Genomic DNA, 22,631 nt, shown 5'->3' with positions numbered 1-22,631 from the left:
TCCGAGAGGGAAAAGGTCGATCGACGCGGCGGGTGCTCGGGTCTCACCCGAGCTGGTGGGCGCCGAAGAACGAGTCGGCCGCCGCGACGTAGCCGTCGGCACCGGTGAAGCGGACCCAGACCTCGACGCCGTCGCCCGCCGCGAGCTTCAGGGTCGAAGCGAGCGACAGGGCGGTGATCCCGTCCACCAACGCGCCGGTGGCGGCGGCGCGCCCGCGCCCGGCGGCCGCTCCGTTCCGGTAGAACTGGACCTCGAAGGCGGTCGGCGCACTGGCCCCGTTGCGCTTGTAGGTGAGCATCGCCGAGACCCGGTAGAGCCCGGCCTCGGGGGCGGTGAAGCGGTTCGTCCCGGCGGCGAAGGCGCCCTGGTCGTTGCTGTCGGCGACGTTGAACTGCACCTTCGTCCAGGCGCCGGCCGGAACGTAGTTGTCGAAGCTGGTGCCGGCGGCGGCCTTCGCGAAGTTGCTGATCCGCGCCCAGCCCGCGCCGGTGTACCATTTGAGCGCGGTGGCGGTGCTGCTGGCGTAGAGCTGCCCGAGGGCGAGACCGGCCGCGGGGTCCGCCGCCAGCGGCGCGAGCCGCACCGCGCCGTTGGCCTCGACGGCCAAAACCTCGGCGCTGGCCGCGGTGCCGGCGGGCGTCGTGCGCAGGCTGATCCGCGTCGGCTGCGACGCGTCCGACCAGGCATCCGTGGCGAGGAAGGCGAGCTGCGCCCGGGGCGTCGCCGCGTAGCTCGTCGCACCGTAGCCGAAGGCCGAGACCTGGCCGATCATGGAACCCGACTGCAGGGCGACGGGTGCGGCGGCGTTCCCCGCCGCGGCCCGGAAGGCGAGATGCCCCGAGGCGCCGGCGCCGAAGCCGTCGAGGACGAGCCGCGGCGGCGTCCCGTCGGCGCCGGAGACCCGCAGCACCGTCTGGGGCGGCGCGTCGGGCAGCGCGCCGGCGTTGGCGCTGACCTCGAGCGGGCCGGCGACCCGCCCCAGCGCGAGCCGGCCGGTGGCGGCCGAGACCGCGAGCGGGGTCGTGAAGCGCGCGCCGTCCGGGCTGACCTTCAGGGCGAGGTCGTCGGCGCCGAAGGTGCCGAACAGCGCGCGCGTCGAGAACCCGGTCTGGAACGCCAGCCCGGCGTCGCGCGCCGCCGCCTGCTTGTTGAGGGTGAGCCGCACGCTGCCCGAGCCGGGCGTGACGTCGTCCCAGGAGAACAGCGCGGCCTCGGACTTCACCGCGAGGCGGTTCACGGCGTCGGCCGCAGTGCCGATTCCGAGGCGGGCGAGGTTCTGGAGGGTCGTGAAGGCAGCCCGCAGGCTCGTCCAGGCGCCCCCCGCGAAGGTGTAGAGGTCGGCCTCGTCGGCGACGTAGGCGAGCCAGCCCGGCCGGGGCGCGAGCCCGATCCAGACCCCGTCGCGGAAGCAGGCGACCTGACCCGACAGGGCCGCCCAGGCCCCGGTGGGCGCTGCCGCGACGACGAGGTAGCGGTCGCCTTCGGCCGGGGCGGCGGGCGGCGCCGCGAGGTCCTTGTCGAGGCAGGCGAGCTGCACCAGCGCATCGAGCTGCACCAGGGCCTCGTTGTGGGTGACGTGCTTCTGCGCCTGGTTGGCCGCGATCAGCGGCAGCGCGAGGTTGTGCGTGGCGTCCGACATCGTCGGGCTCCTTTCCGAGGTTCTTCCAGTGCGTCTTGCGAACGAGGTTTCCCGGCGTCAGGCCCGGGCGACCGCCAACCGCGCGCGGGCCGCCGCACCCGGCCCGAACGCCGCCCCGACCTGCGCGACGGCCACGTCGAGTATTGCCTGCGGCCCGCCGAAATCCGCGGCCTCGTCGGCGTAGAGCAGGCTCGGCCCGGAGGCGGTCAGCGTGCGCAGGCCGCTCCCGTCGGAGGAAAAGACCGTGACCGCGTAGGCCTCCACCGCCTCGTCGAGGGGGATGTCGGCGGCCTCCCAGCCGTCGGCGTCGCGGCGGGCCCGGCGGATCCACGAGAGGCGCACGCCGCCGGGCTCGCGCCGGGCGCGCAGGTGGACCGGGCGCAGGGGCGCCAGCGCCGACAGGCCGGCCGCGGCGAAGACCTCGACGAAGGACGGGTCGCCCGGATCGCGGGCGGCCGGGCCGATCCGGTAGCGGAACCGGCGGCCGGCCTCGTCGAGGCGGTCGATCAACGGGACCACCGCGCCGTCGTCGAGCCGGACGATCAGGCTGCCGGCCGGAGCCGGGCGCGTCGCCGCCGCCTCGCTGCCGGCGAGACCGCGCAGCAGCCCGCCGAGGCGGAACGTCTCCGGGCCGGTGAGCACGGCGTCCTGCGCCGCAATCATCTCCACGGTGCCGTCCGGCGCGATCACCGCGAACAGGTTGGCGCCGGAAAGCATCGCGGCCAGGCCGACGCTACCCAGCGCGCCGGCGTTGCGGAGGGTCGTATCGAGGCGCGCCGCGCGGTCGAGGCGCCAGAGCGGCCCGGGGGGCAGCGGCGTCAGGGTGCGGCCGAGGCAGGCCGGGTAGTCCACGCTGCCGTGGAGCGCCAGCGGCGCGCCCTCCCCGTCCGAGCGCCAGACCGCCAGCGCGCCGGGCCAGGGCTCGGCGGTGGCCGCGAGAACTTGCAGCGCCGTCGGCGCGCCACGGTCGGCCGGCAGGTCGAGGGCGAGCGCGAAGGGCGCGCCGGCCAGCACCGGCGGCCGGACCGGCCGGGCTACCGGGGCGGGCCGCGCCGGCCGAGAGCCCGGGCCGTGCAGCGGCACGCCGAGGGTCTCCAGCCGGCGGCCGGCCGGCCCGTCGTCGATGCGGACGATGCGCTGGAGGCCGGCCGGGGTGCTGAGCAGGTCGCCGGGCTCGAGGTCGAGGCGGCGCGGGCTGAGCGTCATTCCGGCGGTGTCGCGGCCCGCGATGGCCCGGTCGAGGAGCGCCTCCGCGAGGTTTTCGGCGGTCTCGCGCCGGGTGACGATCGCGGCCTCGATCCGGGTCTCGCGCCGCCGGCCGCCGGCCGGCCGGATCGCGGCGGCCGAGGCGCGGCGGTAATCCGGGTTCTCGACATCGGTGAAGCCGATTTCGACCGAGCGCGGCAGGCCGCTCTCCTCGGCGCGCACCCGGCGCAGCGGCGCCTCGTCGTCCGAGACGCGCACGAGGTCGTCCTCGGCGATGGCCGCCGCCTCGCGCCGCGGCCCGCGCAGCCGCAGGGTGCCGGCGACCGCCGACACGTCGAGGCCGTAGAGCTGCGCCAGCGGCTCGAGGGCGGCGCGGGCCGAGAGCGGCCGGTCGATCACCGTGCCGTCGAGGTAGGCCGCGGCCTCGATCGCCACCGGCACGTCGACGCCGAGGTCGGCGAGAACCCGCAGGATCAGCCGGTCGAGGTCGCAGCCCTCGATCCGGCCGGTGATCCAGTGGCCGACCCGCCAGTTGCCGGCATCCGCCCAGACCGAGCCCTGGTCGGGAAAGGCCGGGTAGGGCCGCGCGTCCCAGGCCCAGACGAAGACCGCGCGCGGATCGACCATCGGCCCGCCGTAGACCGGCGAGCGCGGGTTGTCGGCGGCCGTGAACCCCGCCGCGGCGGGGTTGAACCGGGACAGGATCGCCTCCAGGCCGCGGAGCTGAATCAGCTCGTCGCGCAGGCCCCGCGAGGCCGGCGGGTAGGCGTTCTCGGAGGATTTCGGGTCGGGGAAGACGTTGGGGCCGTTGGTACCCTTGTCCACCGCCGGCACGCCGACCTCGGTGAGCCAGATCGGCTTTCCGCGCGGCACCCAGGCGGTGGCGCGGGTCTCGACCCCGCCGTCGCGCTCGACATGGGCGTTCGACCACCAGCCGACGAGGTCCTTGGCCCGGAACGTCCAGGGTCTGGCGTAGGCGCCGTCGGTGATCGGGGTGCGGACCTGCGCGGCGCGGGCGGCCGCGTCGGCGTAGTACCAGTCGAAGGCCTCGCCGGCCCCGAGGCGGGCCTTGAGATAGCCGCGATCGTCGATCGCGTCGGCCTCCGCGAGGTCGGCGTGGCCGGGGGTGTCGCGAAAGTCCGAGATCGGAGGGTAGTAGTCGATTCCGACCGCGTCGAGGCTCGGGTCGGCGAACAGGGCGTCGAGGGGGAAGCGTACGCGCGCGCCGCCGTCGCGGACGTGGGCGCCGTACTCGGTCCAGTCGGCGGCGTAGACCAGCGTCTCGCCGTGGGTGAGCCGCGTTCGCACCGCGCGGGCGAGGTCGATCAGCGCCGCCACCGCCGGGTAGCCCTCGCCGGCGCCGCGCACGCGGGTGAGGCCGACGAGCTCGCTCGCCAGCACGAAGCCGGCGAGCGGCGTGCCGACGGCCGCCCAGCCGGCCGCGAGGTCGGCATAGTGCAACGCCTGGCGGCGGTAGCCTTCCGCACCCGTGAAGTAGGCCAGCACCTGCGCTTCGGCCGCCGCCGTCCCGTCGGGCGAGCCGGGCAGGTCGGGGGCGGGATCGCAGGTGATGCGGCCGCGCCAGGGGTAGGCCGCCTGGCCGAGCGCACCGGGCCGGTAGGGGTCGGGCAGCGCGTTGCCGACCGCGACGTCCATCATCACGAACGGGTAGAGCACCACCGCGAGGCCGCGGCGGGCGAGTTCCGCCACGAGGCGAGCGAGGCCCGCATCCGAGGGCGTGCCGCCGTAGGCCGGGGTTCCGTCCGGCGCGGTCGAGACCGACCGGGCCTGCGCGCGGTCGAGGCCGGCCACGTGCCAGGTGTCGCCGACGGTCGCCTTGGTGCCGATCTCGACCCGCGGGGCGACCGTGCACTGTCCGGCGCGCAGGTCGTCGCCGAACCACGTCACCACCACCGCGACGCGGACGAGGTTCGGGCACAGCGCCTGAAGCGCGTCCAGCGACGCGACCACGTCGCTCGCCGCCTGCAGCTGGAACCGGTTGGCGGCCTGCGTCCGCCCGAGGCCGAGGTCGACGGTGACGCCGGTGGGATCGAGGCCGAACTCGGACGCGCCGGGGATCAGGTTCACGGCGCGGACCAGCGGCGCGACGCCGTTGACCGGCCGCACCACCTCGAAGGCGAATTGCGGGATGCGGTTGCCGTAATCGGCCAGCGGCAGCCCCTCGAACACCACGTAGGCGAGGCCGCGATAGGCCGGCGCGTCGGCGCCCTCCTTGGCGACGATCAGCGGATCGGGCGCTTGGGTCGCCGCGCCGACGTGGACGCGGCAGGTGATCGCGGTGCGGTCGAGCTCGGTCCCGTCCGCCCAGATCCGCCGGACGAGGGCGATCTCGCCCTCGCACAGGCCGACCGCGAGGTTGGCGAAGTAGGCGTAGCTGGTCCGCACCGTCTTCTGCCCGCCGCCGCCCTTCGACGGGGCGGCGGCGCGCTCGACGGCGGTGTTGGCGACCTCGAGCGGTCGCGTCGCCCAGATCAGGGTGCCGCCGAGCTTCGCCCGGCCGTAGACGCGCGGCACCGGGTCGCCCTCCGTCGAGGACAGGCCGGCGACGTCCGACAGCCGCGGGCCGGCAACGTACCGCGGGCTCGCGCCCGCCCCGAACAGGGCGCCGTCGAGGCCCGCCCCCGCCGCAGCGCCGACCGCCTGTCCGACCACGCTGCCGATCGGCCCGCCGAGCGCGGTCCCGACCGCCGCCCCCGCCGTGGACAGGATCAGCGTGGCCATGGCGGGCTCCGTGGTGGAGATGTGGGGCGGGCACATTCGAAGGCTTGAGGGATCGTATCCGGTCGGATACGATCCAGACTGTGGCGACGATCCTGATGCCGACGCGTTCAGGGGCTGGCTGAGCGGATTGCGAGATGCCCGGGCGAAGGCCCGCATCGCCTCACGCATCCGGTCAGCGACGCTGGGCGATTTCGGAGATGTCGAACCGGTGGGGGATGGCGTCGACGAGATGCGCATCCATCATGGTCCGGGCTACCGCCTCTACTATCTCCGTTGAGGAGCGGCTCTCTACCTGCTCTTGATCGGCGGCGACAAAGCCAGCCAGAGTCTTGATGTTCAGAAGGCGAAGGTGATGGCCGGCGACCTTGATCGGATCTCCTGATGCGCTTCACGCCTTTCGACGCCTCCGAGTTCCTCGACGACGAAGAGGCCATCGCCGAATACCTCGCCGCGGCTCTGGCCGACCCCGATCCCGACTTGTTCGTCGCAGCGCTCGGCGATGTCGCCAAGGCGCGGGGCATGAGGCAGATCGCGCGCGAGGCGGGTGTCGGGCGAGAGAGCCTGTACAAGGCTCTGACACCGGGGTCGAAGCTCCGCTACGAGACGATCCGCAAGGTCATGGATGTCCTCGGTGTCAAGCTGACGGTCGCGTCGCGGGTTTGAGCGCGTCGGAAGTGCCCGCGGCAGCCGAAGCGAGGGCGCGGGGCGCTTCCCGTCGCATCCTCACTCCGCCGGGAACCGGAACACGCCGACGAGGTGCCGCCGCCACCACGGCGTGAAGGCCACCTCCGTCACGGCGGCGTGGTCGTGGGCGTGGATCATGCCGGCACCGGTCGCGATGGCGCAGTGGCGGGCGGGCAGGTGCGCGCGGAAGGCGAAGAGCAACACCTCGCCGGGAGCGGGCGCGTGGCGTGCGAGGTCGGCCGCGACGGGCAGGAGGTGGCGGGACGCGGCCTCCAGGAACGGGTCGGTGCCGGAGGCGGCCGATTCCGCCCAGGTGCCGGCATAGGGCGGGGGCGCCTCGGGCTCGTCGCCCAGAAGGCCGCGCCAGACGCCGCGCAGCAGGCCGAGGCAATCGCAGCCGACGCCGAGCAGCGAGGCCTGGTGCCGGTAGGGCGTGCCGAGCCAGCGCCGGGCCTCGGCCTCGACCGCGGCGCCGTCGAAACGGTTGCGCATCGGAGATTCCTTCAGCGGAACAGCGAGCCGCCGTCGAGGCCGGGGCCCGCGCCGGGGGCGTAGCGCACGACGAAGTCGTTGCCCGGCATGTGCGGAAAGCCCTGGAAGTTCAGAGCGTTCGCGAAGGTGCCGCGGCAGGTGGACAGGCGCTTGTCGCAGCCGGCGACGAGGGTGAAGGCGTCGCCCGGCGCGACGCCGCGCGGCGGCGCCTCCCACAGCTCGACCAGCGCGCCGAGATGCGTGCGCACGTCGCCGGACAGACCAAGGTTGGCGCCGCCGGTCCAGGTCAGGCGACCGCCGGTGAACAGCCCGTCGGCGACGATGCCGGCGAACGACACGGCGAGCGTGCCGGGTTCGGCCAAGCGATCGACCGTGCCGGCCGTGCGGAACCGCGCCACGTCGACGCCGCAGCGGGCGTCGCCGAGGTCCGCGCCGCAGGTGGCGCGGTAGGTGCGGCCGCGCTCGGCGTCGAGCCGGTCGGCGAGGCCGCGGACCTCTGCCACGAAGGCGTCGCCGGCCCGGCGGATTTCGCCCAGCGTGCCCACGTCGAGGAGCAGGCGGGTGTCCGGGTCGGTCCAGTCCACCAGCCAGGTCTCGACGGCGGCGCCGTCGTAGAGCCCGCCGGCGATGTCGGCCTCGGTCAGCCCGAGCCCGGACAGCGCGCCGGAGACATCCCCGCCGGAGACGGCGAAGCCGAGCTCGGCCGCGGCCTCCGCCGCCTCCAGGCCGGTGCGGGCGGCGTAGGTCAGGCCGGCGATCGTCATGTCGCGGTCGTGGTCGGTGAAGCCGAGGGCGACGCCGTCGCGGCGGCGCAGGGCCCAGCAGCGGCAGAGGGTCGTCACGCCGCCGGCGAGATGCGCGGCGAAGGCGGGCGGCAGGTCGCGCATGGTTGCAGTTTCCCTAGGGCACGATCTCGACCAGCGGCACCTTCGGGATCTCGCCCGCGGTGAAGGCTTCGAGGTTGATCACGAGGTCGTCGGCGTCGAACCGGACCGGCACGTCGAAGGCGAAGCCCGCGGTGACGACGGCGCCCGCCGGGGGCACGGCGCCGGCGGCGAAGACGACCTGCCCGGTGGCGGGATCGCAGGCGAAGCGTTGCGCGGGCGTCTCGACGCCGGCCACCGCCACCCGCACGCTGCCGGCCACCGGCTTGGCGATCGCCCGCCGGTAGGGCGTCGGCCCGGTGCCGTAGGTCTTCAGCAGGGCGAACGCCCGGGACGCCCCGTCGCCGATTCCGAGGCGCTGGTCGGTCGGCGCCGGCACCCGGCCCGGCGGCCCGGAGCGGAAGTCGACCCGGTCGCGATAGCGGAAGCCGTAGAGGCGCCCGCGCCGCTCCTCGAAGAAGCTCAGCACCGCGTGGAGCGTGTCGAGCGAGCGGATGCCGAAGCCGGCGTCGTAGCGGCGCCGGGAATCGGCCCAGCGGCTGTTGCGGTGCTCTCGCCCCGAGGCGAGCGTGACGATCTCGGTCAGCCGGGTTGGGCCGCCGCTGCCGCGCAGCGCGACGTCGAGGGGAAAGGACACCTCGTGGAAATCGTCCGGCATCGGTTCTCCTCCGGTCGTGGCGTACGCTCTCACAGCGCGCGCTGGCCGCGGGCCACGGCGCGGGCGAGGCTCGCGGTGACCTGCGCCTCGGACTTGCGGAACGAGGCCGCGTCCGGCGTCGCGATGTTGACGGTGACCGCGACCGGCCGCCCGCCCGGTCCGGCGCCGACCCCGAGGCGGCCGTCGGAGCCTCGCCGGAGCGGCAGGATCGCCTCCGGCCCGGCCTCGCCCATCAGGCCGGTGCCGCCGCTCATCGGGAAGTAGGTCGGGGCCGCGACCACCCCGCCGCCGGCGAAGGCCCGCACCCGGCCGCCCTGGAGCACGCCGCCCCGTGCGAAGGCCGCGTCCGCCCCGACGGCGGAGCCGAGCAGGCTGTTGACCAGGCCGGTGATGCCGGTGCGGACCGGCTTCAGCGCCGCCCGGACCGCGGTTCCGGCCAGGCGCGTCCCGAGGGAGCCGAGCACCCCGTCGAGCTGGCGCCCGGAAGTGAGGCTGCGCGTCAGGGCCGTCGACAGGCTCTGCCCGAAGCGCTGGGCGAGCTTGTCCAGGGTGTCGAGCTGCTTGATGCGGGCGGCGTTCGCCCGGTCGAGGTCGGTCTCCGCCATGGGTCTCTCCTGCAAGCGCGGACCGGCCTCACGCCGTGTCCGGATGGTCCTGGATCAGCCGCGCCAACCCGTCGAGGCCGAGCCCGGCGCCACTGGCTCGGAGCCCGGCGGCGAAGAGCAGCTCGCGCGGCGTGGCGCGCCAGAGGTCGCGCGGCCGCCAGCGCAGGCGCCCGAGCGCCAGCGACAGCGCGTCGTCCCACGGGAAGGCGGGCGTGGTGCCCGGCGCCGTCCCGCCCGTGGCGCTCAAGGGTCCGGCGGCGCTCCGAAGGCGGCGAGCAGGGCCTCGCCAAGGGCCGTGGTGACGGGCTCCAGCCCGCCGGCCAGCGGCAGGGCCGCGACCGCCGCGTCGTCGAGGGCGTGGCCGCCGCCGCGAAGCGCCGCGCCGAGCAGCGCGATCAGGTCGCGTGCCGCGAGCCGGCCGGCGGCGAAGCGCTCGGCGAGGCCGGCGAGGTCGCCCGCCTGCAACGCGTCCTCGAGCTCCGCCAGGGCGCCGAGGGTGAGGCAGAGGGTGTAGCGGGTCCCCCCGAGATCGAGCGGCACCTCGCCGCGCCTGCGGTTGGCCATGGATGGGTGTCTCCTTGGGTGGCCTTCGACCGGCTCGGTCGAAGGCGTCCGCCGCACCGGCGGCGGCGCGCGGTCGCGCTGGCCGACTGCCGTCGGGATGGTTCCTTCCTGGTGGCCTTCGACCGAAACCGGTCGAAGGCGCCCGCCGCACCCGCGGCGGCGCGCGGTCGCGCTGGCCTCCCAAGGTCGGGATGCTCGGCTTGGTGGCCTTCGACCCAAACGGGTCGAAGGCGTCCGCCGCACCGGCGGCGGCGCGCGGTCGCGCTGGCCGACTGCCGTCGGGATGTCCGTGCTGGATCAGAGCGCGGTGAAGGCGACGGCGCCGGCCGATTCCAGGCTCATGTCGAAGGTGACCTCGCCGGCGTGGTCGCCGCGATATTCGAGCGCGGTGATCTGGAACGGACCTTCGAGGGTGCCGAAGGCCGGCACCACCACCTGGAAGGTCTCGATCACCCCGTCGAAGAACACCTGCCGCAGCCGCAGGTCCGAGGCCTCGTCGCGGAACACGCCGGAGCCCGAGATCGCGGCGCGGCGCACGCCGGCGCCGGCGAGCAATTCGCGCCAGCGCCCGGCGGAATCGGCGTTGGTGACGTCCACGGCCTCGGCGTTGAAGGCGACCTGGCGCGCGCGCAGGCCCGCCACGGCGACGAAGCCGCCGGCGCCGTTGCCGGCGCGGATCAGCAGGTCCTTGCCCTTCTGAGCGGTCATGGTGGGTTCCTTTCGGTGACGGCCTGGAGCGTGAGGGTGGCGCGGGCCTCGCCGGTGCGCTCGTCGCGCCGCGCCGCGATGGCCTGGACCCGCAGGGTCACGAGGGCGTGGCCGGTCAGCGCCAGGGCCGGGTCGGCGACCAGCGCCGACATCCGCTCGGCGGCGTCGAGCGCGGTGCGGACCGAGCCCGGCCGGGCGAACACCACGAGGGCGTGGCTGTGCTGGTGGCGGACGGCGCCGTCGACGGAATCGTCGCGGATCTCGGCGTCGCCGAACAGGGCGTAGACCGGCTGCGCGCCGGCCGGCGGCTCGTCGTAGAGGCGGAACGCCCCGCCCATCAGACGGGCGAGCGCCGCGTCGGTGGAGAACCGCGCGATCAGCGCCGCCCGCATGGCGATGAGCGGGCTCGGCGCTGGCGGCATGACGGAGGGGATGCCGCTCATGCGCTCGCCTCCGGCAGGGCCTCGACGTGGCAGACGAGGTCGCGGCCGCGGTCGTCCGGGTCGAGGATCGCCCGGATGGCGAACCGGCGCGGGCCGGCGGCGAGCCGCATCGCCGCGGTGAGGCCTGCCCGCGCCCTCAGGGTGATGCGGTGGGTCGCGACGCCGTCGTCGCGGCCGCCGCGCAGGCGATCGACGATGCCGACCGGCTCGATCGCCCCCCACAGCACCGGCCCGGCGACGTAGCGCCGGAGGGTGCCGCCGAAGCCGTCCGGCTCGTCGATCGGCAGCTCCAGCACGAGCCGGCGGCGGCGCGCGCCGATCGCCGGCGGAACGGTGGCGGGCATGGCGGGCTCCGGAAAACGCGTGCTTGGAAGCGGGAGGCGGATGCGGCGGCGCGGGTCACAGCCGCAGCCGGCGGAAGGGCGCGGCGCAGGCCGCGAGGTCGCCGCCATCCGGGGCGGCGTCGTCGCCGCGGTGCTCGTAGCGGGCGGCGGCCCGGCGCAGGACCGCGAGCCTGAGCGGCGGCGGCAGCGGCGGGCCGTCGCCGCCGTATCCGGCAGCGACCTCGACCAGGAGGGCGCGGCCGGCCGCATCGGGAAGGGCGCCGAGCTGCAGCCCGGGCGCCTCGATCCGGTCGGCGCCGAGGGCGACGAGGCCGGGGCCGAGTGCGACGAAGCCGCCATCCGCGGCGGAGAAGCCCGCGCGTACCAGGTCGACGAGGGGGCTCAGCGGTACCGGCACCCGGCCGTCCGCGGGCGGGCGGTCCAGCACCAGCCGCCAGGTGCCGGGCACGAGGATGCGCCGCGTCTCGGTCTCGAGCTCGGCGCGGGCGGCGGCGATCAGGGCGGCGAGCAGGTCGTCCTCGGCCGCGTCGTCCGGATCGAGGCGGAGGTAGCCGCGCAGCTCGGGCACGGTCACCGGCTCGACGACGGCGCCGGCCACGCGTATCGGCATCATCGCGCATCTCCATGAATCGGGGATCGAGGGGTTGGTGGATCGAGGGGTCTCGATGGTGTTCCGAGCAGGCGTTCCGCGCCCGGCCGCGATCGGCCTGGCGTGGCTCGCGACCGTGGCCTTCGCCGGCGGCCCGGCGGGCGCGGTGGTCGGCGGCGCCGAGGCGACGCCCGAGGGCGCGGTGATGGTCCTGTCCTCGAAGGGCGGCGTCTGCTCGGCCGTGGTCGTGGCCCCCGACGCGGTGCTCACCGCCGGCCATTGCGCGGCCGCGGGGCTGGAGCACCGCGTCCACTTCCGCGACGCCTCCGGGCAGCCGGTCCTCGTCGCGGTCGCGGCCCGGGCGGTCCATCCGGGCTACGATGCCGGGGCGATCGCCGGCCGGCGCCGGTCGATCGACCTCGCGCTCCTGCGCACGGAAACGCCGCTGCCGTCGCGCTTCGCCCCGGCGACGTTCAGCGCCGCGAGCCCGCGGGCCGGCGAGACCCTGACGCTCTCCGGCTACGGCGCCGACACGCCCGGCGACCCACGCTCCACCGGCACCTTCCGCAGCGTCGCGCTGCCGGTGATCGAGCCGCACGGCCCGAGCCGCATCCTGGTCTGGCTGAAGGGCCCGGGCCGCGCCGGCGGCTGCCAGGGCGATTCCGGCGGCCCGGTCTCGGACGGATCGGGCGTCGTCGCCGTCACCGCCTGGATCGGCGGCGCCTGCGGCGGCCTCACGCAAGCCGTGCTCGTCGCGCCGCAGCGGGACTGGCTCGACCGCACGCTCGCCGGCTGGGGCGGCGCGGCGCGCTGGCGCTGAGCGGACCCACTCCCTCAAGGAACGGAACCTTGGCCGACGGATTGGTTTACGTTACGCTTGAGTCCCACCGGGCCGAGTGCGCCTTCGGCCCCCGGAGTGAACGATGCTCGCCACTGTCCTCCGCGGCGCCCTCCTCGGCGGTTTGTCCCTCGGCCTGCTGAGCTTTCTGCCGGCGCCGGCCTCGGCCGTGATCAACGGCGCGGTGACCCGCGACCCCAACGGCACGCGCAACTTCGTCGTCCGGATCGAGAGCACGCTCGGCGAGATCTGCTCGGGCACGTTGATCGCACCCGACCTCGTGCTGACGGCCGCCCACTGCGTGATGCAGCCGGCCGGCTACAGCATCGTGGCGGTCGACCGCGGCTTTCGCCAGCGCCGGGTCTCCGTGATCGCCGCCTCGATGCATCCCGACTTCGTGCCCGGCACCACGCCGGAGGACCAGCCGGGCATCGACCTCGCCCTGCTCAAGCTCGAGCAGCCGCTCGGGGCGGACTACGCCCCCCTCGATCCGCGCGGCGCCGGGACGATCGGCAACGGCGACGCGGTCGACATCGCCGGCTTCGGCGTCGTCGCCGAGAACCGCCGCAACAGCGCACGCACCCTGCGCCAGGCCCACCTTGTCTCGATCGGCTCGCTGCAGGTCGCCAACCGCGTCACCGTCGTCACCGACCGGCGCCGCATGGCCGAGACCGCCGGCGCCGGCGCATGCCTGGGCGATTCGGGCGGCCCGATCCTGTCGGGCGGCCCCGGCGGCTACCAGATCGTCGGCGTCGTGAGCTGGTCCAGCGGCGCGATGCGCCAGGACGCCCGCCACCGTACCGCCTGCGGCGGCTTCACCGCGGTGACGCCGGTGGCCGAGCACACCGGGTGGATCGCCGCCCGCTCGGCGGAACTCGCGCGGATCGAGGTCGGCCAGGCGATGCCGGCCGGCCGCGGCAACCGCTCGGACTGGATGGCCCGGCCCGGCCGCGCCCGCTGAGACCCACCATCTGATCTTGGAATGGCGGCGAAACACACGGTCGTCGTACCGGCTGCGGGTCGATCGCCGGGAGTGGCGGCGCGATTGTATTTTCAATTCAGTGGATGATACCGCTGGCGGCATCGGCATCGGCGCATCCGGGCCCCGCAAACCCGATGCGCCTTCGTGCAAGGGTATCGTTCATGTTCGACGGTTCGACACCCGTCACGCCTTCGCTCGCCTCGGCGCTGAACGCCTTCGGGTTCGTCGGCGTCTGGGAGACGAACGTCGCGTCGGGGCGGTCGGTGCTGGATGCGGGGGCCTCCAGCGTGATGGCGGGCGACGCGTCGTTGGCCGGAAAGCCGCTCACCCTCGACGAGGCGCTGGCCCGCATCCATCCCGAGGATCGCGATTGGGTCTTCGCACAGATCAAGCGGGTGCGCCGGACAGGCGGGACGTTCGCCGCCGAGTTCCGCATCCTGACGCAGGCCGGCGAAATCCGCTGGATCCGGAACCGCGGGCATCTGGTGCCCACGGCAAACGGGATGCACGGCCACGGCGCCTACGTGGACATCACGGACACACGTCCGAATTTCAGCGTGCTGTCCGGGCCGAAGCTTCGCGTGCTGCCTCCGTCCGACCCGCTGGAGCAGGCCGCCGACCAGATCCTCGCCGCGCGCCTGGCGATCGACCGCACCGGGCAGACGCGGCTGCGGACGCTCGTCGACACGCTCCTCCTCGAAGTCGGCCGGGCGCTGGCGAGGCGCCCGGACGCGTGAGGCCGGCGCGAGACCCGCGCCGCCCTGCCCTCAGGCGAACTTCAGCAGCTTGATCGCGGCGAAGTCCTGCACGCCGCCCCCGACGCGCTTGGTCGTGTAGAACAGCACGTAGGGCTTGGCGGAGTACGGGTCGCGCAGCACCCGCAGCCCGGTGCGGTCGACCACGAGGTAGCCGCGGCGGAAGTCGCCGAAGGCGACGGCGAGGCTGGCCGGCCCGATGTCGGGCATCGCCTCGGCCTCCGTCACCGGGAACCCGAGCAGGGTCGCGGCCCGGTCGGAGGCGGTCGGCGGCAGCCATAGGTAGTTGCCGTCCGCGTCCTTGAACTTGCGGATCGCGCTCTGCGTGCGCCGGCTCATGACGAAGCCGGCGTTCTGGCGGTAGCCGGCCTTGAGGCCGTAGACGAGGTCGAACAGCACGTCCGCGGGGTTGGCCGCCGGGAACGCGCCGGCCGCGCCGGTGCCGACGATGCCGACCTTGCCCGGCACCCAGGCGTCGTTGGCCACGGTGTCGTAGCTGAGGAAGCCGCGCGGGCGGCTCACGCCGTTGCCGGTGACGAAGGCGACGCCCTCCTGCTCGGAGAACGCGGTCTCGACCTCGTCGGCGAGCCAGGCGTCGAGGTCGACGACGGCGTCGTCGAGGAGCGTCTGGGTCGCCGCCGGCATGGCGTAGAGCTCCATCGCCGGGAAGTTCAGCTCCGACAGCACCGGCCCGTCGGTGGCCGGTCGCGGCGCGGCTTCGCCGATCCAGCCGGCGGACGGGGCGCCGGTCGCCACCGCGCGCTTGTACTGCCCGCCCGAGATGGTGCGGACGCTGGCGATGGCGCGGATCGGCGACAGGGCGGACAGGCGCTTGAGCACCTCGCGCTCGATCGTCTGCGGCACCAGGTAGCCGCTGTCCGGGCCGGAGCCGGCCGAGAGCGCCTTGGCCTCCAGGCCCTTCAGGCCGCCGCTCTCGCCGGCCCGGACGTAGAGGTCGAAGGCTGCCTTGTGCTCGTCGGTCATCGCGTCCCGCGGCTGCTCGGGGCGGCCGAGCGGCGGGCGGGCGCGGTCCAGGGTGATGCGGTCCAGCCGCGTCCGGGCGCTGTCCAGGGCCGCGTCGATCCGCGCCAGCTTCTCCTCGGTGAGCACGTCCGGCCCAAGGCGGCCCTCGATCTGGCCGAGCCGGATGTCGTTCGTTTCCTTGAACGCCTCGAAGGCCTGGGTCAGCCCGTCGAACGCGTCCCGCGCGGTGCCCGGATCGGAGGCGGGCCGCCCGGCCTTGTTCTCCAGGAGCGCGAAGTCGGACTTGGTCTCGAAGGTATCGTGACGGGTCATGGGAACCTCACCGTTGGAAAGCGAAGGGAAATGGAGGGCGGCGGACGCCGCCGCCGGGTGCCAGCCGCCGGGCGAAGGCGCGCAGCTCCGCCGGCAGCGGCGCTTGCGCGACGCGGGCGCCCGGCTGCAGCGGGAAGGTGACGAGCGAGATCTCCCAGAGGTCGACCGCGTGGAGCTGGCGGAAGCCGCCGCGCGGGCGGGCCGCCACGGTGCGGAAGCCGATCGACAGCCCGTCGAGGGCGCCGTCGCGCATCAGCGCGTCGACCTCGCGCGCCCGCTGCACCGCGAGGTTGAGGCGGCCCTCGACGCGCAGGCCGCGCGCGTCCTCGGCCAGCGCCTGCCAGCGGCCGATCGGCTCGGCGGGATCGTGCTGCCACAGCATCCGCACCCTGGCGGCGCCGCGCTGCCGCAGGCTCGCGGCGAAGGCGCCCGCCTGCACCACGTCGCGCCCGAGGTCGGGCACGCCGAACAGGCTGGCATAGCCGGTGAAATGGCCGTCCATGGGCGGTCTCCGAAGCGAACACGGGCAGAAGGCAGGCGTGGCCCGCCCCGTCAGGCGGGCTCGGGCGGGTAGCCCACCGCCTCGCGCTTCTCGGCCGTCGTCAGGAAGTCCGCCGCCTGCACCCGGCGCCAGAGCGACTCGCGCTCGGTGGCCAGCGCCTCGATCGCGTCGAGGTCGGGTTCGAGGCGGAGGTCGCCGAAGGCCGGCGCGAGCCAGTGGGCGAGCGCCTCCGCGGTGCGGCGGGCGAGCGGCACCAGGGTCTGCCGGTAGAAGGCGCGGTTGGCCTCGGCGTAGTTGGCGTGGGTGTTGTCGCCCGGAAGCCCGAGGAGCAGCGGCGGCACGCCGAAGGCGAGCGCGATCTCGCGTGCGGCCGCGGCCTTGGCCTCGACGAAGTCCATCTCCTTCGGCGAGAGCGCCAGCGGCTTCCAGTCGAGCCCGCCTTCGAGCAGCAGCGGCCGCCCGGCGTTGCCGGCGCCCTGGTAGTTCGCCTCGAGCTCGGCCTTCAGCCGCACGAACTGCGCCTCGCTCAGGGACGCCCCGGCCCCGGCGAAGACCAGCGCGCCGGAGGGGCGCGCGGCGTTGTCGAGCAGCGCCTTGTTCCAGGCGCCGGCCGCGTTGTGGATGTCGAGCGAGACGGCCGCCGCCTCCATCGGCGACAGGCCGTAATGGTCGTCGGTGGGGTGGAACAGCGCGAGGTGCAGGATCGGCGGCACGGCGCCGGACTGGTCGTAGACGACGCGGCGCCCGCCGACCTCGTAGACGTAGCCGGCGGGCCAGCCGTCGGCGCCCGGCACCACCCGCATCCGGTCGGGGCGGAGCGCGAACAGCTCGCGCGGGATCCCGTCCAGCGACACCGCCTCCAGGTAGGCGTTCCCGGACACCATCAGGTGCCCGTACAGCGTCTCCAGCAGCCGGGTGCCGCCCTCGCGCGGGTTCGGCCGCGCCAGCAGCGCGGCGATCGGGTGGTCGACGGCCTCCGCGCCGGTGACGACCAGCGGGATCGTCGCGGCGCCCTCGGCGACGAGGCGCACGGCGCGGTGGACGACGGCGTTGCGCTGGTAGCCCTCGCGGGCGAGCGCGGTGCCGTCGCGGGCGGTCCAGACGGCGCGGGCGTCGCCGTACAAGGCGACGCTCGCCCCCCCGAGGGGCGCGGCCTTCACGGCCGGCACGTAGCCGGCGGCGCGCGCCAGCCGGGTGAGCAGGGTCGGCATAGGCGGCTCCTCGGAATGGAAGTTTTCCTATGTCTCATGGGTCGAAACCCATGAGGTCCGGCGGATCGCCGCCGCCCCGCAGTCGCAGGGGCAAGACCTCGATGAGCCGGGCTCATCGAGGCTTGTTCAAAAGCTTCGGATCCGCGGCTCGGCGCGGGGGGCGAGCAGTAGGTGCGTCACCGCCCAGACCAGGGCGTCGAGGCGGTCGGGCGAGGCGCCGGACGAGAGCCCGTCCGGCCCGAAGTCGCAGAGCTCGTCCTCCAGCGCCGGCAGCGCGCCGACGTGGCGGACGCGGCCCTGCGCATAGAGCAGCGAGACCGGCTCGGCCCGCAGGTATTTCCCGCGGGTGGCGCGCACCGGCGTCACCGGCACCGCGGGATCGCACTGGGCGAGCACCGCGGTCGCCATCTCGCCGCCCTGGTTGACCTCGACCACGAGTCCGTCGGCGCCGAGCCGGTGGTAGAGCGCCAGCGCGGCGTTGGCCCAGGCCTGCGGGCCGGCCCGCGCCAGGGTCGCGTCGGCGAGCACGTAGGCGGTGTCGCCGAGCGCGCCCACCGCGACGATCCCGCAGGCGTCGGCCGAGCGGCCGGAGCTCGCCGGCGGATCGACCGCGACGACGATGCGGGGCAGCTCGGGCGCTGCGGCGACGCGGGTCGCCTCGATGATGTCCCGCGTCCACAGGGCGTCGGGCCGGTCGTCGATCAGTTCGCCGTCGAGTTCCTGCCGCCCGAGGCGGGTGCCGGCGTAGCGCCCCACCACCGCCTCCAGGAAGGCGGGGGCGAGGTTCTGGGCGTTGTCGGCGGTGCGCGCCTGGGTAACCACGGTGCGCGGGTCGGCGATGAGGCGTCGGATCAGCGGGATCGGCCGCGGCGTGGTGGTGACGAGGTTGCGCGGGCGGGCGCCGAGCCGCAGCCCGAATTGCAGCATGTCGAAGGTGGCCTCCGGCCGGCGCCACTTGGCGATCTCGTCGGACCATGCGGCGCCGAATTGCGGGCCGCGCAGGGAATCCGGCTCCTCGGCCGAGAACGCCGTCGCCACCGCGCCGTTGGCCCACTCGACGCGGCGCCGGCTCGGCGACCAGCGCGGGCGGGCGCCGCGTTCGGGCAGGCCGAGGAGGCCCGACGGCCCCTCGACCATCACGTCGCGCACGTCGGCGAAGGTCTCGCCGACCAGCGCGATCCGGCCGATCGCCGCGTCGGTGAAGGCCGGGTCGCCGCGGGCGAGCGCGTCGACCCATTCGGCCCCCGTCCGCGTCTTGCCGCAGCCGCGGCCGCCGATCACCGCCCAGGTGGTCCAGTCGTCCTCCCAGGGCGGCGGAAGCTGGTCGGGCCGGGCCTGGTGGAGCCAGTCAAGCGCCAGCGCCCGCAGGAGCGGCGGCGGCAGGCTCGCCAGGAAGGCCGTCATCCGGCCGCTCGTCGCGGCATCGTCCATAGCGGCCCGCGATCTCCGCGCGGAGGCCCGCAAGGTCGAGGGCGGAAGGGTCGGGTGTGCGGCCATCCCCCTCCCCTTCGATCGTGAGGTCGTCGAGCAGGCGCTTGAGGCCGCCGAGGTCGCGCAGCACCCGTGCCGAATCGATCACCGCGGCGCCCTCGCCCCGCAGCGCCTCGTCGAAGGCCGCGATCTGCCGGCCGATATGGGCGCGCAAGGCCGCCCGCAGCGTCGGCAGGTCGGCGGCGGCCAGGCCATGTTCGGCCAAGGCGTGTTCGGCCAAGGCGTGCTCGTCCAAGGCGTGTTCGTCCAAGGCGTGTTCGGCCCCGGCGTGCTCGACCGCGGGCCGCACGACCGCGTCGGGTTCCGTGCTGGCTGGCGTGACGCCCTTGGGTTGAAGGTCCGGACCGCGCCGTGGGCGGGCGAGACGATGCAGGGCGGCCAGCCTCGGCGGCGACGCGTCCCAGTCCCGCCGCCGCTTCCGTATCGGGCGCCAGTTCTCCGCGCGGTTCCACTTGCACAGCGTACCGAGCGACAGGCCCGTTGTGAGGGCGATCGCGCTGAGGGTGAGGTCGCTCTCGCGCATCAATCGCGCGGCGGCCTCGCGCAGCTCCGGCGGCACCCGGTAGTTCGGACTGCCCATCGCCGCCTCCCGAGCCGTCTCGTCACACTTCTGGAGCGTGCGGTTCTTATGCCGGAGGAGCGTGCCGATGTCAAGCACATAATCCTTTTACCGGCCTTTTATCCTTTATCCGGTGTTTGCCCAGAGCCTGCGCTTCGTGCGACGACCCCGGTTGACCAAGCGGGCTGGAGCGCAGATCCCGAGAATGCCGGACGCGACGCACGACACCCTCGCCGCCCTCCGCCGCGGCGACCTCGCGGGCGCCCGCACCTTGCGCCTGCCGGCCGCCGGACTGACTGCGTTTCCACCCGAGATCTTCGGGTTGGCCGACACGCTGGAGCTGCTCGACCTCTCGGGCAACGCGCTCTCCGCCCTCCCGGACGATCTCGGCCGCCTCAAGCGGCTGGAGGTGTTGTTCTGCTCCGGAAACCCGGTCTCGCAGCTTCCGCCGGGCCTGGGGAATTGCACCGCGCTGAGCCAGGTCGGGTTTCGCGGCTGCGGGCTGACGGACGTGCCGGGCGAGGCGCTGCCGCCGCGCCTGCGCTGGCTGACGCTCACCGACAACCGGATCGCGCACCTGCCGGACGAACTCGGCGCGCGCCCGAGGCTGCAGAAGCTGATGCTCTCGGGCAACCGCCTGCGCACCCTCCCGGACAGCCTGGCGGGTTGCGAAAACCTCGAGCTGATCCGGCTTGCGGCCAACCGCCTCGACGCCCTGCCCGCCTGGCTCACCGCCCTGCCCGGCCTCGCCTGGACCTCGTGGGCCGGCAACGCGTTCGAGGGCGACGCGCCCCGCTCCGCGGCGGCCGCGATCCCGTTCGCCGACCTCGATCTAGGCCCGCTTCTCGGCGAGGGCACGTCGGGCCGGGTCCACCGCGCGCTCTGGCGTTCGGGGGCGACGCAGCAGGCCGTCGCGCTCAAGCTGTTCAAGGGGGCGATGACCAGCGACGGCCTGCCCGAGCGCGAGATGGAGGCGTGCCTCGCGGCCGGCGCGCACCAAAACCTCACCGGGGCGCTTGGGCGGATCACCGACCATCCGGACGGGGCCGACGGCCTCGTGATGCCGCTGCTGCCGCCGGGCTGGCGGGTGCTCGCCGGGCCGCCGAGCCTCGCGAGCTGCAGCCGCGACGTCTACGACCCGGCGCTGCGCATCGCCCCGGCGGCGCTGCTGCGCCTCGTCCGGGACGTCGCCGCCGGCCTCGCCCACCTCCACGCCCGCGGCCTGCTGCACGGCGACGTCTACGGCCACAACATCCTGTGGGACGCCGCCACCGGCGCGGCGGCGCTCAGCGATTTCGGCGCCGCCTCGGTGCTGCCGGACGGCCCGGCCGGCGCCGCCCTGCAACGGATCGAGGTCCGCGCCTTCGGGCTGCTGCTCGGGGAAGCGCTGGACCGGTCGGACGCGGATTTCTCGGACGCGGCGGGCTTGCGCGACCTGGAGCGGGCCTGCGTCCAGGCCGACGTGGGCGCCCGCCCGGCGATGGCGGAAGTTTTGCGCGCGCTGTCGTGAGGCGTGGGGACGGCGCTGCTTTGGACTTCCGGGCGTCCTGACGGCGGCAGCGCATCCCCTCGCCCCGCACGGATCTCGGGCTTGCCCGAGATCCGAACCTGCCTGCCGAAGTCGGGCAGGCCCGACTTCGGTGGGGGAGAGGACTTTGCCGACCTCGTCGTCGGCAAAGCGAGGCGGCAGCCGAAGGTGAGGGGGCGCGAACGGAGGAGCCTCACTCGGCACCTCCCCCTCACCGTCGCTTCGGCTTCGCCTCCCGCACGGACGACGAGGTCCGTGCGGGCCTCTCCCCGCCCGCGGGGAGAGGGGAACTCCGCGGTTCACGGTCGACCGGATTGCGCCTCGCGCGTCGGCGATCTCAGAAGAAGATCGGCCGTGCGCTCGCGTGGTGCTCGCCGAGCACCGTGCCGGTGCCGGGCTCGATCTCCTTGAGCACCACGTCGTAGCCCCAGAGGTCGGCGAGGTGCTGCAGCACGCGGCGGGCGTCGTCCTTCTGCAGGGTGATCTTGTTCAGCGCCTTGTGGTGGAGGATCAGGCGGCGGTCGCCCTCGAGGTCCACGTCCACCACCTCGATGTCGGGATCGAGCCATGCCACGTCGTACTGGCGCGCGAACGACCGGCGCATCTTGCGGTAGCCGCGCTCGTCGTGGATCGCGGCGACGTGCAGTTCCGGCTGGTCGGGGTCGTCGGCCACGTGGAACAGGCGCATGTCCCGCATCAGCTTCGGCGACAGGAACTGGGCGATGAAGCTCTCGTCGCGGTAGTTCTCCCAGCAGTCGCGCAGCACCGCCATGCCGTCGCCGGTGCCGGCGATGTCGGGGAACCATTGCCGGTCCTCTGCGGTCGGCTGCTCCACGATGCGGGCGATGTCCTGCATCATCGCGAAGCCGATCGCGTAGGGGTTGTGGCCGCTATAGCTCCGGTCGTCGTAGTTCGGCTGGCGGATGACGTTGGTGTGCGACTGCAGGAACTCGAGGTAGGCCGCCTCGCCGATGAGGCCCTTCTCGGAGAGCGCGTTCATGATCCGGTAGTGGCAATAGGTGGCGCAGCCCTCGTTCATCACCTTGGTCTGGCGCTGCGGGTAGAAGTACTGCGCCACCAGCCGGACGATACGCAGGATCTCGCGCTGCCAGCGCTGCAGGCGCGGCGCCGCCTTCTCCAGGAAGTAGAGGATGTTCTCCTGCGGCAGCTCGAGCAGCGCCTTGCGCCGCTCGATCGCGAGGTCCGGGCGGGCGGCGCCGGCCTTGGCCGGCAGGGTGCGCCACAGGTCGTTGTAGATCTGCTCGCCGTGCTCGACCCGCTCCCGCTCGCGCCGCTGCTCGGAGGCGAGGTCCGGCCGCTTCTTGCGCGGGTAGCGGTGCACCCCCTGGCTCATCAGGGCATGGGCGGCGTCCAGCACCTGCTCGACGGCCTGGTGCCCGTAGCGCTCCTCGCAGCGCGAGATGTAGGTCTTGGCGAAGTCGAGGTAATCGAGGATGCCCTCGGCGTCGGTCCACTGGCGGAACAGATAGTTGTTCTTGAAAAAATGGTTATGCCCGAACGCAGCATGGGCAATAACCAATGTCTGCATCGTCGCCGAGTTCTCCTCCATGATATAGGAGATGCACGGATCGGAGTTGATGACGATCTCGTAGGCAAGACCCATCATGCCGCGGCGATAGCCAGATTCGTGTTGGGCGAAGTGCTTGCCGAACGACCAGTGTTTGTAGAACAAGGGCATGCCGATCGAAGCATAGGCGTCAAGCATTTGCTCAGCGGTGATGATTTCGATCTGGTTCGGATACCACGACAACCCGAGCGCACGCGCCTCGACCTCGCAGGCGTCGTGGATGCGCCGGATGGTGTCGAAGTCCCAGTCGTTGCCGGTGAAGAGGGGCTTGGCGCCACCGGAGATGGTCTGGGGCGTGCGTGCCTCGACGAGTGTCATGCAAC

Annotated in this window: 24 protein-coding genes; 6 read left to right on the top strand and 18 right to left on the bottom strand. The window is 74.1% G+C overall.

Going from position 1 to position 22,631, the window contains the following annotated elements; translation table 11 throughout:
- Positions 1 to 43: 43 nt before the first annotated feature.
- The gene (locus tag FV234_RS05805; RefSeq protein WP_147828353.1) at positions 44 to 1,639 is read right to left on the bottom strand and encodes a DUF2793 domain-containing protein; all 1,596 of its coding nucleotides are present in this window, start codon (positions 1,637 to 1,639) and stop codon (positions 44 to 46) included.
- Positions 1,640 to 1,696: 57 nt separating this feature from the next.
- Positions 1,697 to 5,587, bottom strand: a complete 3,891-nt coding sequence (locus tag FV234_RS05800; protein ID WP_147828352.1) for a glycoside hydrolase/phage tail family protein — start codon at positions 5,585 to 5,587, stop codon at positions 1,697 to 1,699.
- Here FV234_RS05800 and FV234_RS05795 point away from each other — a divergent pair.
- The gene (locus FV234_RS05795; protein WP_306422406.1) at positions 5,586 to 5,864 is read left to right on the top strand and encodes a type II toxin-antitoxin system RelE/ParE family toxin; all 279 of its coding nucleotides are present in this window, start codon (positions 5,586 to 5,588) and stop codon (positions 5,862 to 5,864) included. The genes FV234_RS05800 and FV234_RS05795 overlap by 2 nt on opposite strands.
- A gap of 104 nt (positions 5,865 to 5,968) precedes the next feature.
- Positions 5,969 to 6,250: an addiction module antidote protein gene (locus tag FV234_RS05790; protein WP_147828351.1), complete on the top strand. Its 282-nt coding sequence runs from the start codon at positions 5,969 to 5,971 to the stop codon at positions 6,248 to 6,250.
- A gap of 60 nt (positions 6,251 to 6,310) precedes the next feature.
- Here FV234_RS05790 and FV234_RS05785 read toward each other — a convergent pair whose 3' ends face one another.
- The 10 genes from FV234_RS05785 to FV234_RS05740 form a co-directional block, all read right to left on the bottom strand.
- Positions 6,311 to 6,763, bottom strand: coding sequence for a peptidase P60 (locus FV234_RS05785; protein ID WP_147761754.1), 453 nt, complete (start codon positions 6,761 to 6,763; stop codon positions 6,311 to 6,313).
- 11 nt (positions 6,764 to 6,774) lie between these two features.
- Positions 6,775 to 7,650 carry a DUF2163 domain-containing protein gene (locus FV234_RS05780; protein ID WP_147828350.1) on the bottom strand — a complete coding sequence of 292 codons (876 nt, stop codon included), beginning with the start codon at positions 7,648 to 7,650 and terminating at the stop codon, positions 6,775 to 6,777.
- A gap of 13 nt (positions 7,651 to 7,663) precedes the next feature.
- Positions 7,664 to 8,305, bottom strand: a complete 642-nt coding sequence (locus FV234_RS05775) for a DUF2460 domain-containing protein (protein WP_147761756.1) — start codon at positions 8,303 to 8,305, stop codon at positions 7,664 to 7,666.
- Positions 8,306 to 8,334: 29 nt separating this feature from the next.
- Positions 8,335 to 8,910 (bottom strand): phage tail tape measure protein, encoded by a 576-nt coding sequence (locus FV234_RS05770; RefSeq protein ID WP_147761757.1) that lies wholly within the window; start codon positions 8,908 to 8,910, stop codon positions 8,335 to 8,337.
- A gap of 28 nt (positions 8,911 to 8,938) precedes the next feature.
- On the bottom strand, positions 8,939 to 9,157 hold the full coding sequence (locus FV234_RS05765) for a phage tail assembly chaperone (protein WP_147828349.1): 219 nt from the start codon (positions 9,155 to 9,157) through the stop codon (positions 8,939 to 8,941).
- The gene (locus FV234_RS05760; RefSeq protein WP_147761759.1) at positions 9,154 to 9,474 is read right to left on the bottom strand and encodes a gene transfer agent family protein; all 321 of its coding nucleotides are present in this window, start codon (positions 9,472 to 9,474) and stop codon (positions 9,154 to 9,156) included. The genes FV234_RS05765 and FV234_RS05760 overlap by 4 nt, the downstream gene beginning before the upstream one ends.
- A gap of 297 nt (positions 9,475 to 9,771) precedes the next feature.
- Positions 9,772 to 10,182, bottom strand: a complete 411-nt coding sequence (locus tag FV234_RS05755) for a phage major tail protein, TP901-1 family (RefSeq protein WP_147761760.1) — start codon at positions 10,180 to 10,182, stop codon at positions 9,772 to 9,774.
- Positions 10,179 to 10,625, bottom strand: coding sequence for a DUF3168 domain-containing protein (locus FV234_RS05750; RefSeq protein ID WP_147828348.1), 447 nt, complete (start codon positions 10,623 to 10,625; stop codon positions 10,179 to 10,181). Before FV234_RS05750 ends, FV234_RS05755 begins: the two co-directional genes overlap by 4 nt.
- Positions 10,622 to 10,969, bottom strand: coding sequence for a head-tail adaptor protein (locus FV234_RS05745; protein WP_147754761.1), 348 nt, complete (start codon positions 10,967 to 10,969; stop codon positions 10,622 to 10,624). The genes FV234_RS05750 and FV234_RS05745 overlap by 4 nt, the downstream gene beginning before the upstream one ends.
- Positions 10,970 to 11,024: 55 nt before the next feature.
- A complete protein-coding gene (locus tag FV234_RS05740) occupies positions 11,025 to 11,582 on the bottom strand; it encodes a phage head-tail connector protein (protein WP_147828347.1) in 558 nt (185 codons plus the stop codon).
- Positions 11,583 to 11,634: 52 nt separating this feature from the next.
- On the opposite strand from FV234_RS05740, the gene FV234_RS05735 reads away from it, so the two are divergent.
- The 3 genes from FV234_RS05735 (at position 11,635) to FV234_RS05725 (ending at position 14,115) form a co-directional block, all read left to right on the top strand.
- Positions 11,635 to 12,378 (top strand): S1 family peptidase, encoded by a 744-nt coding sequence (locus FV234_RS05735; RefSeq protein ID WP_147828346.1) that lies wholly within the window; start codon positions 11,635 to 11,637, stop codon positions 12,376 to 12,378.
- A 103-nt stretch (positions 12,379 to 12,481) separates the two neighbouring features.
- Entirely contained in the window at positions 12,482 to 13,357 is an 876-nt protein-coding gene (locus FV234_RS05730) for a trypsin-like serine protease (RefSeq protein WP_147754206.1), read from the top strand.
- A 182-nt stretch (positions 13,358 to 13,539) separates the two neighbouring features.
- Positions 13,540 to 14,115 carry a PAS domain-containing protein gene (locus FV234_RS05725; protein ID WP_147761765.1) on the top strand — a complete coding sequence of 192 codons (576 nt, stop codon included), beginning with the start codon at positions 13,540 to 13,542 and terminating at the stop codon, positions 14,113 to 14,115.
- Between the two features lie 30 nt (positions 14,116 to 14,145).
- Here the strand turns inward: FV234_RS05725 and FV234_RS05720 are convergent, their stop codons facing one another.
- From FV234_RS05720 to FV234_RS26595, 5 genes are all read right to left on the bottom strand, one after another.
- The gene (locus FV234_RS05720) at positions 14,146 to 15,429 is read right to left on the bottom strand and encodes a phage major capsid protein (protein WP_147828345.1); all 1,284 of its coding nucleotides are present in this window, start codon (positions 15,427 to 15,429) and stop codon (positions 14,146 to 14,148) included.
- Between the two features lie 7 nt (positions 15,430 to 15,436).
- Positions 15,437 to 15,931 (bottom strand): HK97 family phage prohead protease, encoded by a 495-nt coding sequence (locus FV234_RS05715; RefSeq protein WP_147828344.1) that lies wholly within the window; start codon positions 15,929 to 15,931, stop codon positions 15,437 to 15,439.
- Between the two features lie 50 nt (positions 15,932 to 15,981).
- Positions 15,982 to 17,142: a phage portal protein gene (locus FV234_RS05710; RefSeq protein ID WP_147828343.1), complete on the bottom strand. Its 1,161-nt coding sequence runs from the start codon at positions 17,140 to 17,142 to the stop codon at positions 15,982 to 15,984.
- A 126-nt stretch (positions 17,143 to 17,268) separates the two neighbouring features.
- Complete coding sequence (locus FV234_RS05705; protein WP_238270918.1) at positions 17,269 to 18,546, bottom strand: terminase family protein; 1,278 nt, start codon at positions 18,544 to 18,546, stop codon at positions 17,269 to 17,271.
- The gene (locus FV234_RS26595; protein ID WP_238270920.1) at positions 18,491 to 19,291 is read right to left on the bottom strand and encodes a hypothetical protein; all 801 of its coding nucleotides are present in this window, start codon (positions 19,289 to 19,291) and stop codon (positions 18,491 to 18,493) included. Before FV234_RS26595 ends, FV234_RS05705 begins: the two co-directional genes overlap by 56 nt.
- 106 nt (positions 19,292 to 19,397) lie before the next feature.
- Between FV234_RS26595 and FV234_RS05695 the strand changes: the two genes are divergently transcribed.
- Entirely contained in the window at positions 19,398 to 20,702 is a 1,305-nt protein-coding gene (locus FV234_RS05695) for a leucine-rich repeat-containing protein kinase family protein (RefSeq protein ID WP_147828341.1), read from the top strand.
- 355 nt (positions 20,703 to 21,057) lie between these two features.
- Here the strand turns inward: FV234_RS05695 and FV234_RS05685 are convergent, their stop codons facing one another.
- A complete protein-coding gene (locus FV234_RS05685; RefSeq protein ID WP_147761771.1) occupies positions 21,058 to 22,626 on the bottom strand; it encodes a SpoVR family protein in 1,569 nt (522 codons plus the stop codon).
- Positions 22,627 to 22,631: the final 5 nt, after the last annotated feature.

Source organism: Methylobacterium sp. WL8 (genome assembly GCF_008040045.1).
GTDB classification, from domain to species: Bacteria; Pseudomonadota; Alphaproteobacteria; order Rhizobiales; family Beijerinckiaceae; genus Methylobacterium; species Methylobacterium cerastii.
This window is presented reverse-complemented; position numbering and strand designations above follow the sequence as displayed.

Coding starts and splice junctions, on each gene's coding strand:
- FV234_RS05805 (WP_147828353.1), bottom strand. CDS start 1,639: ATGTCGGACGCCACGCACAACCTCGCGCTGCCGCTGATCGCGGCCAAC.
- FV234_RS05795 (WP_306422406.1), top strand. CDS start 5,586: ATGGCGGGCTCCGTGGTGGAGATGTGGGGCGGGCACATTCGAAGGCTT.
- FV234_RS05800 (WP_147828352.1), bottom strand. CDS start 5,587: ATGGCCACGCTGATCCTGTCCACGGCGGGGGCGGCGGTCGGGACCGCG.
- FV234_RS05790 (WP_147828351.1), top strand. CDS start 5,969: ATGCGCTTCACGCCTTTCGACGCCTCCGAGTTCCTCGACGACGAAGAG.
- FV234_RS05785 (WP_147761754.1), bottom strand. CDS start 6,763: ATGCGCAACCGTTTCGACGGCGCCGCGGTCGAGGCCGAGGCCCGGCGC.
- FV234_RS05780 (WP_147828350.1), bottom strand. CDS start 7,650: ATGCGCGACCTGCCGCCCGCCTTCGCCGCGCATCTCGCCGGCGGCGTG.
- FV234_RS05775 (WP_147761756.1), bottom strand. CDS start 8,305: ATGCCGGACGATTTCCACGAGGTGTCCTTTCCCCTCGACGTCGCGCTG.
- FV234_RS05770 (WP_147761757.1), bottom strand. CDS start 8,910: ATGGCGGAGACCGACCTCGACCGGGCGAACGCCGCCCGCATCAAGCAG.
- FV234_RS05760 (WP_147761759.1), bottom strand. CDS start 9,474: ATGGCCAACCGCAGGCGCGGCGAGGTGCCGCTCGATCTCGGGGGGACC.
- FV234_RS05755 (WP_147761760.1), bottom strand. CDS start 10,182: ATGACCGCTCAGAAGGGCAAGGACCTGCTGATCCGCGCCGGCAACGGC.
- FV234_RS05750 (WP_147828348.1), bottom strand. CDS start 10,625: ATGAGCGGCATCCCCTCCGTCATGCCGCCAGCGCCGAGCCCGCTCATC.
- FV234_RS05745 (WP_147754761.1), bottom strand. CDS start 10,969: ATGCCCGCCACCGTTCCGCCGGCGATCGGCGCGCGCCGCCGCCGGCTC.
- FV234_RS05740 (WP_147828347.1), bottom strand. CDS start 11,582: ATGATGCCGATACGCGTGGCCGGCGCCGTCGTCGAGCCGGTGACCGTG.
- FV234_RS05735 (WP_147828346.1), top strand. CDS start 11,635: ATGGTGTTCCGAGCAGGCGTTCCGCGCCCGGCCGCGATCGGCCTGGCG.
- FV234_RS05730 (WP_147754206.1), top strand. CDS start 12,482: ATGCTCGCCACTGTCCTCCGCGGCGCCCTCCTCGGCGGTTTGTCCCTC.
- FV234_RS05725 (WP_147761765.1), top strand. CDS start 13,540: ATGTTCGACGGTTCGACACCCGTCACGCCTTCGCTCGCCTCGGCGCTG.
- FV234_RS05720 (WP_147828345.1), bottom strand. CDS start 15,429: ATGACCCGTCACGATACCTTCGAGACCAAGTCCGACTTCGCGCTCCTG.
- FV234_RS05715 (WP_147828344.1), bottom strand. CDS start 15,931: ATGGACGGCCATTTCACCGGCTATGCCAGCCTGTTCGGCGTGCCCGAC.
- FV234_RS05710 (WP_147828343.1), bottom strand. CDS start 17,142: ATGCCGACCCTGCTCACCCGGCTGGCGCGCGCCGCCGGCTACGTGCCG.
- FV234_RS05705 (WP_238270918.1), bottom strand. CDS start 18,546: ATGACGGCCTTCCTGGCGAGCCTGCCGCCGCCGCTCCTGCGGGCGCTG.
- FV234_RS05695 (WP_147828341.1), top strand. CDS start 19,398: ATGCCGGACGCGACGCACGACACCCTCGCCGCCCTCCGCCGCGGCGAC.
- FV234_RS05685 (WP_147761771.1), bottom strand. CDS start 22,626: ATGACACTCGTCGAGGCACGCACGCCCCAGACCATCTCCGGTGGCGCC.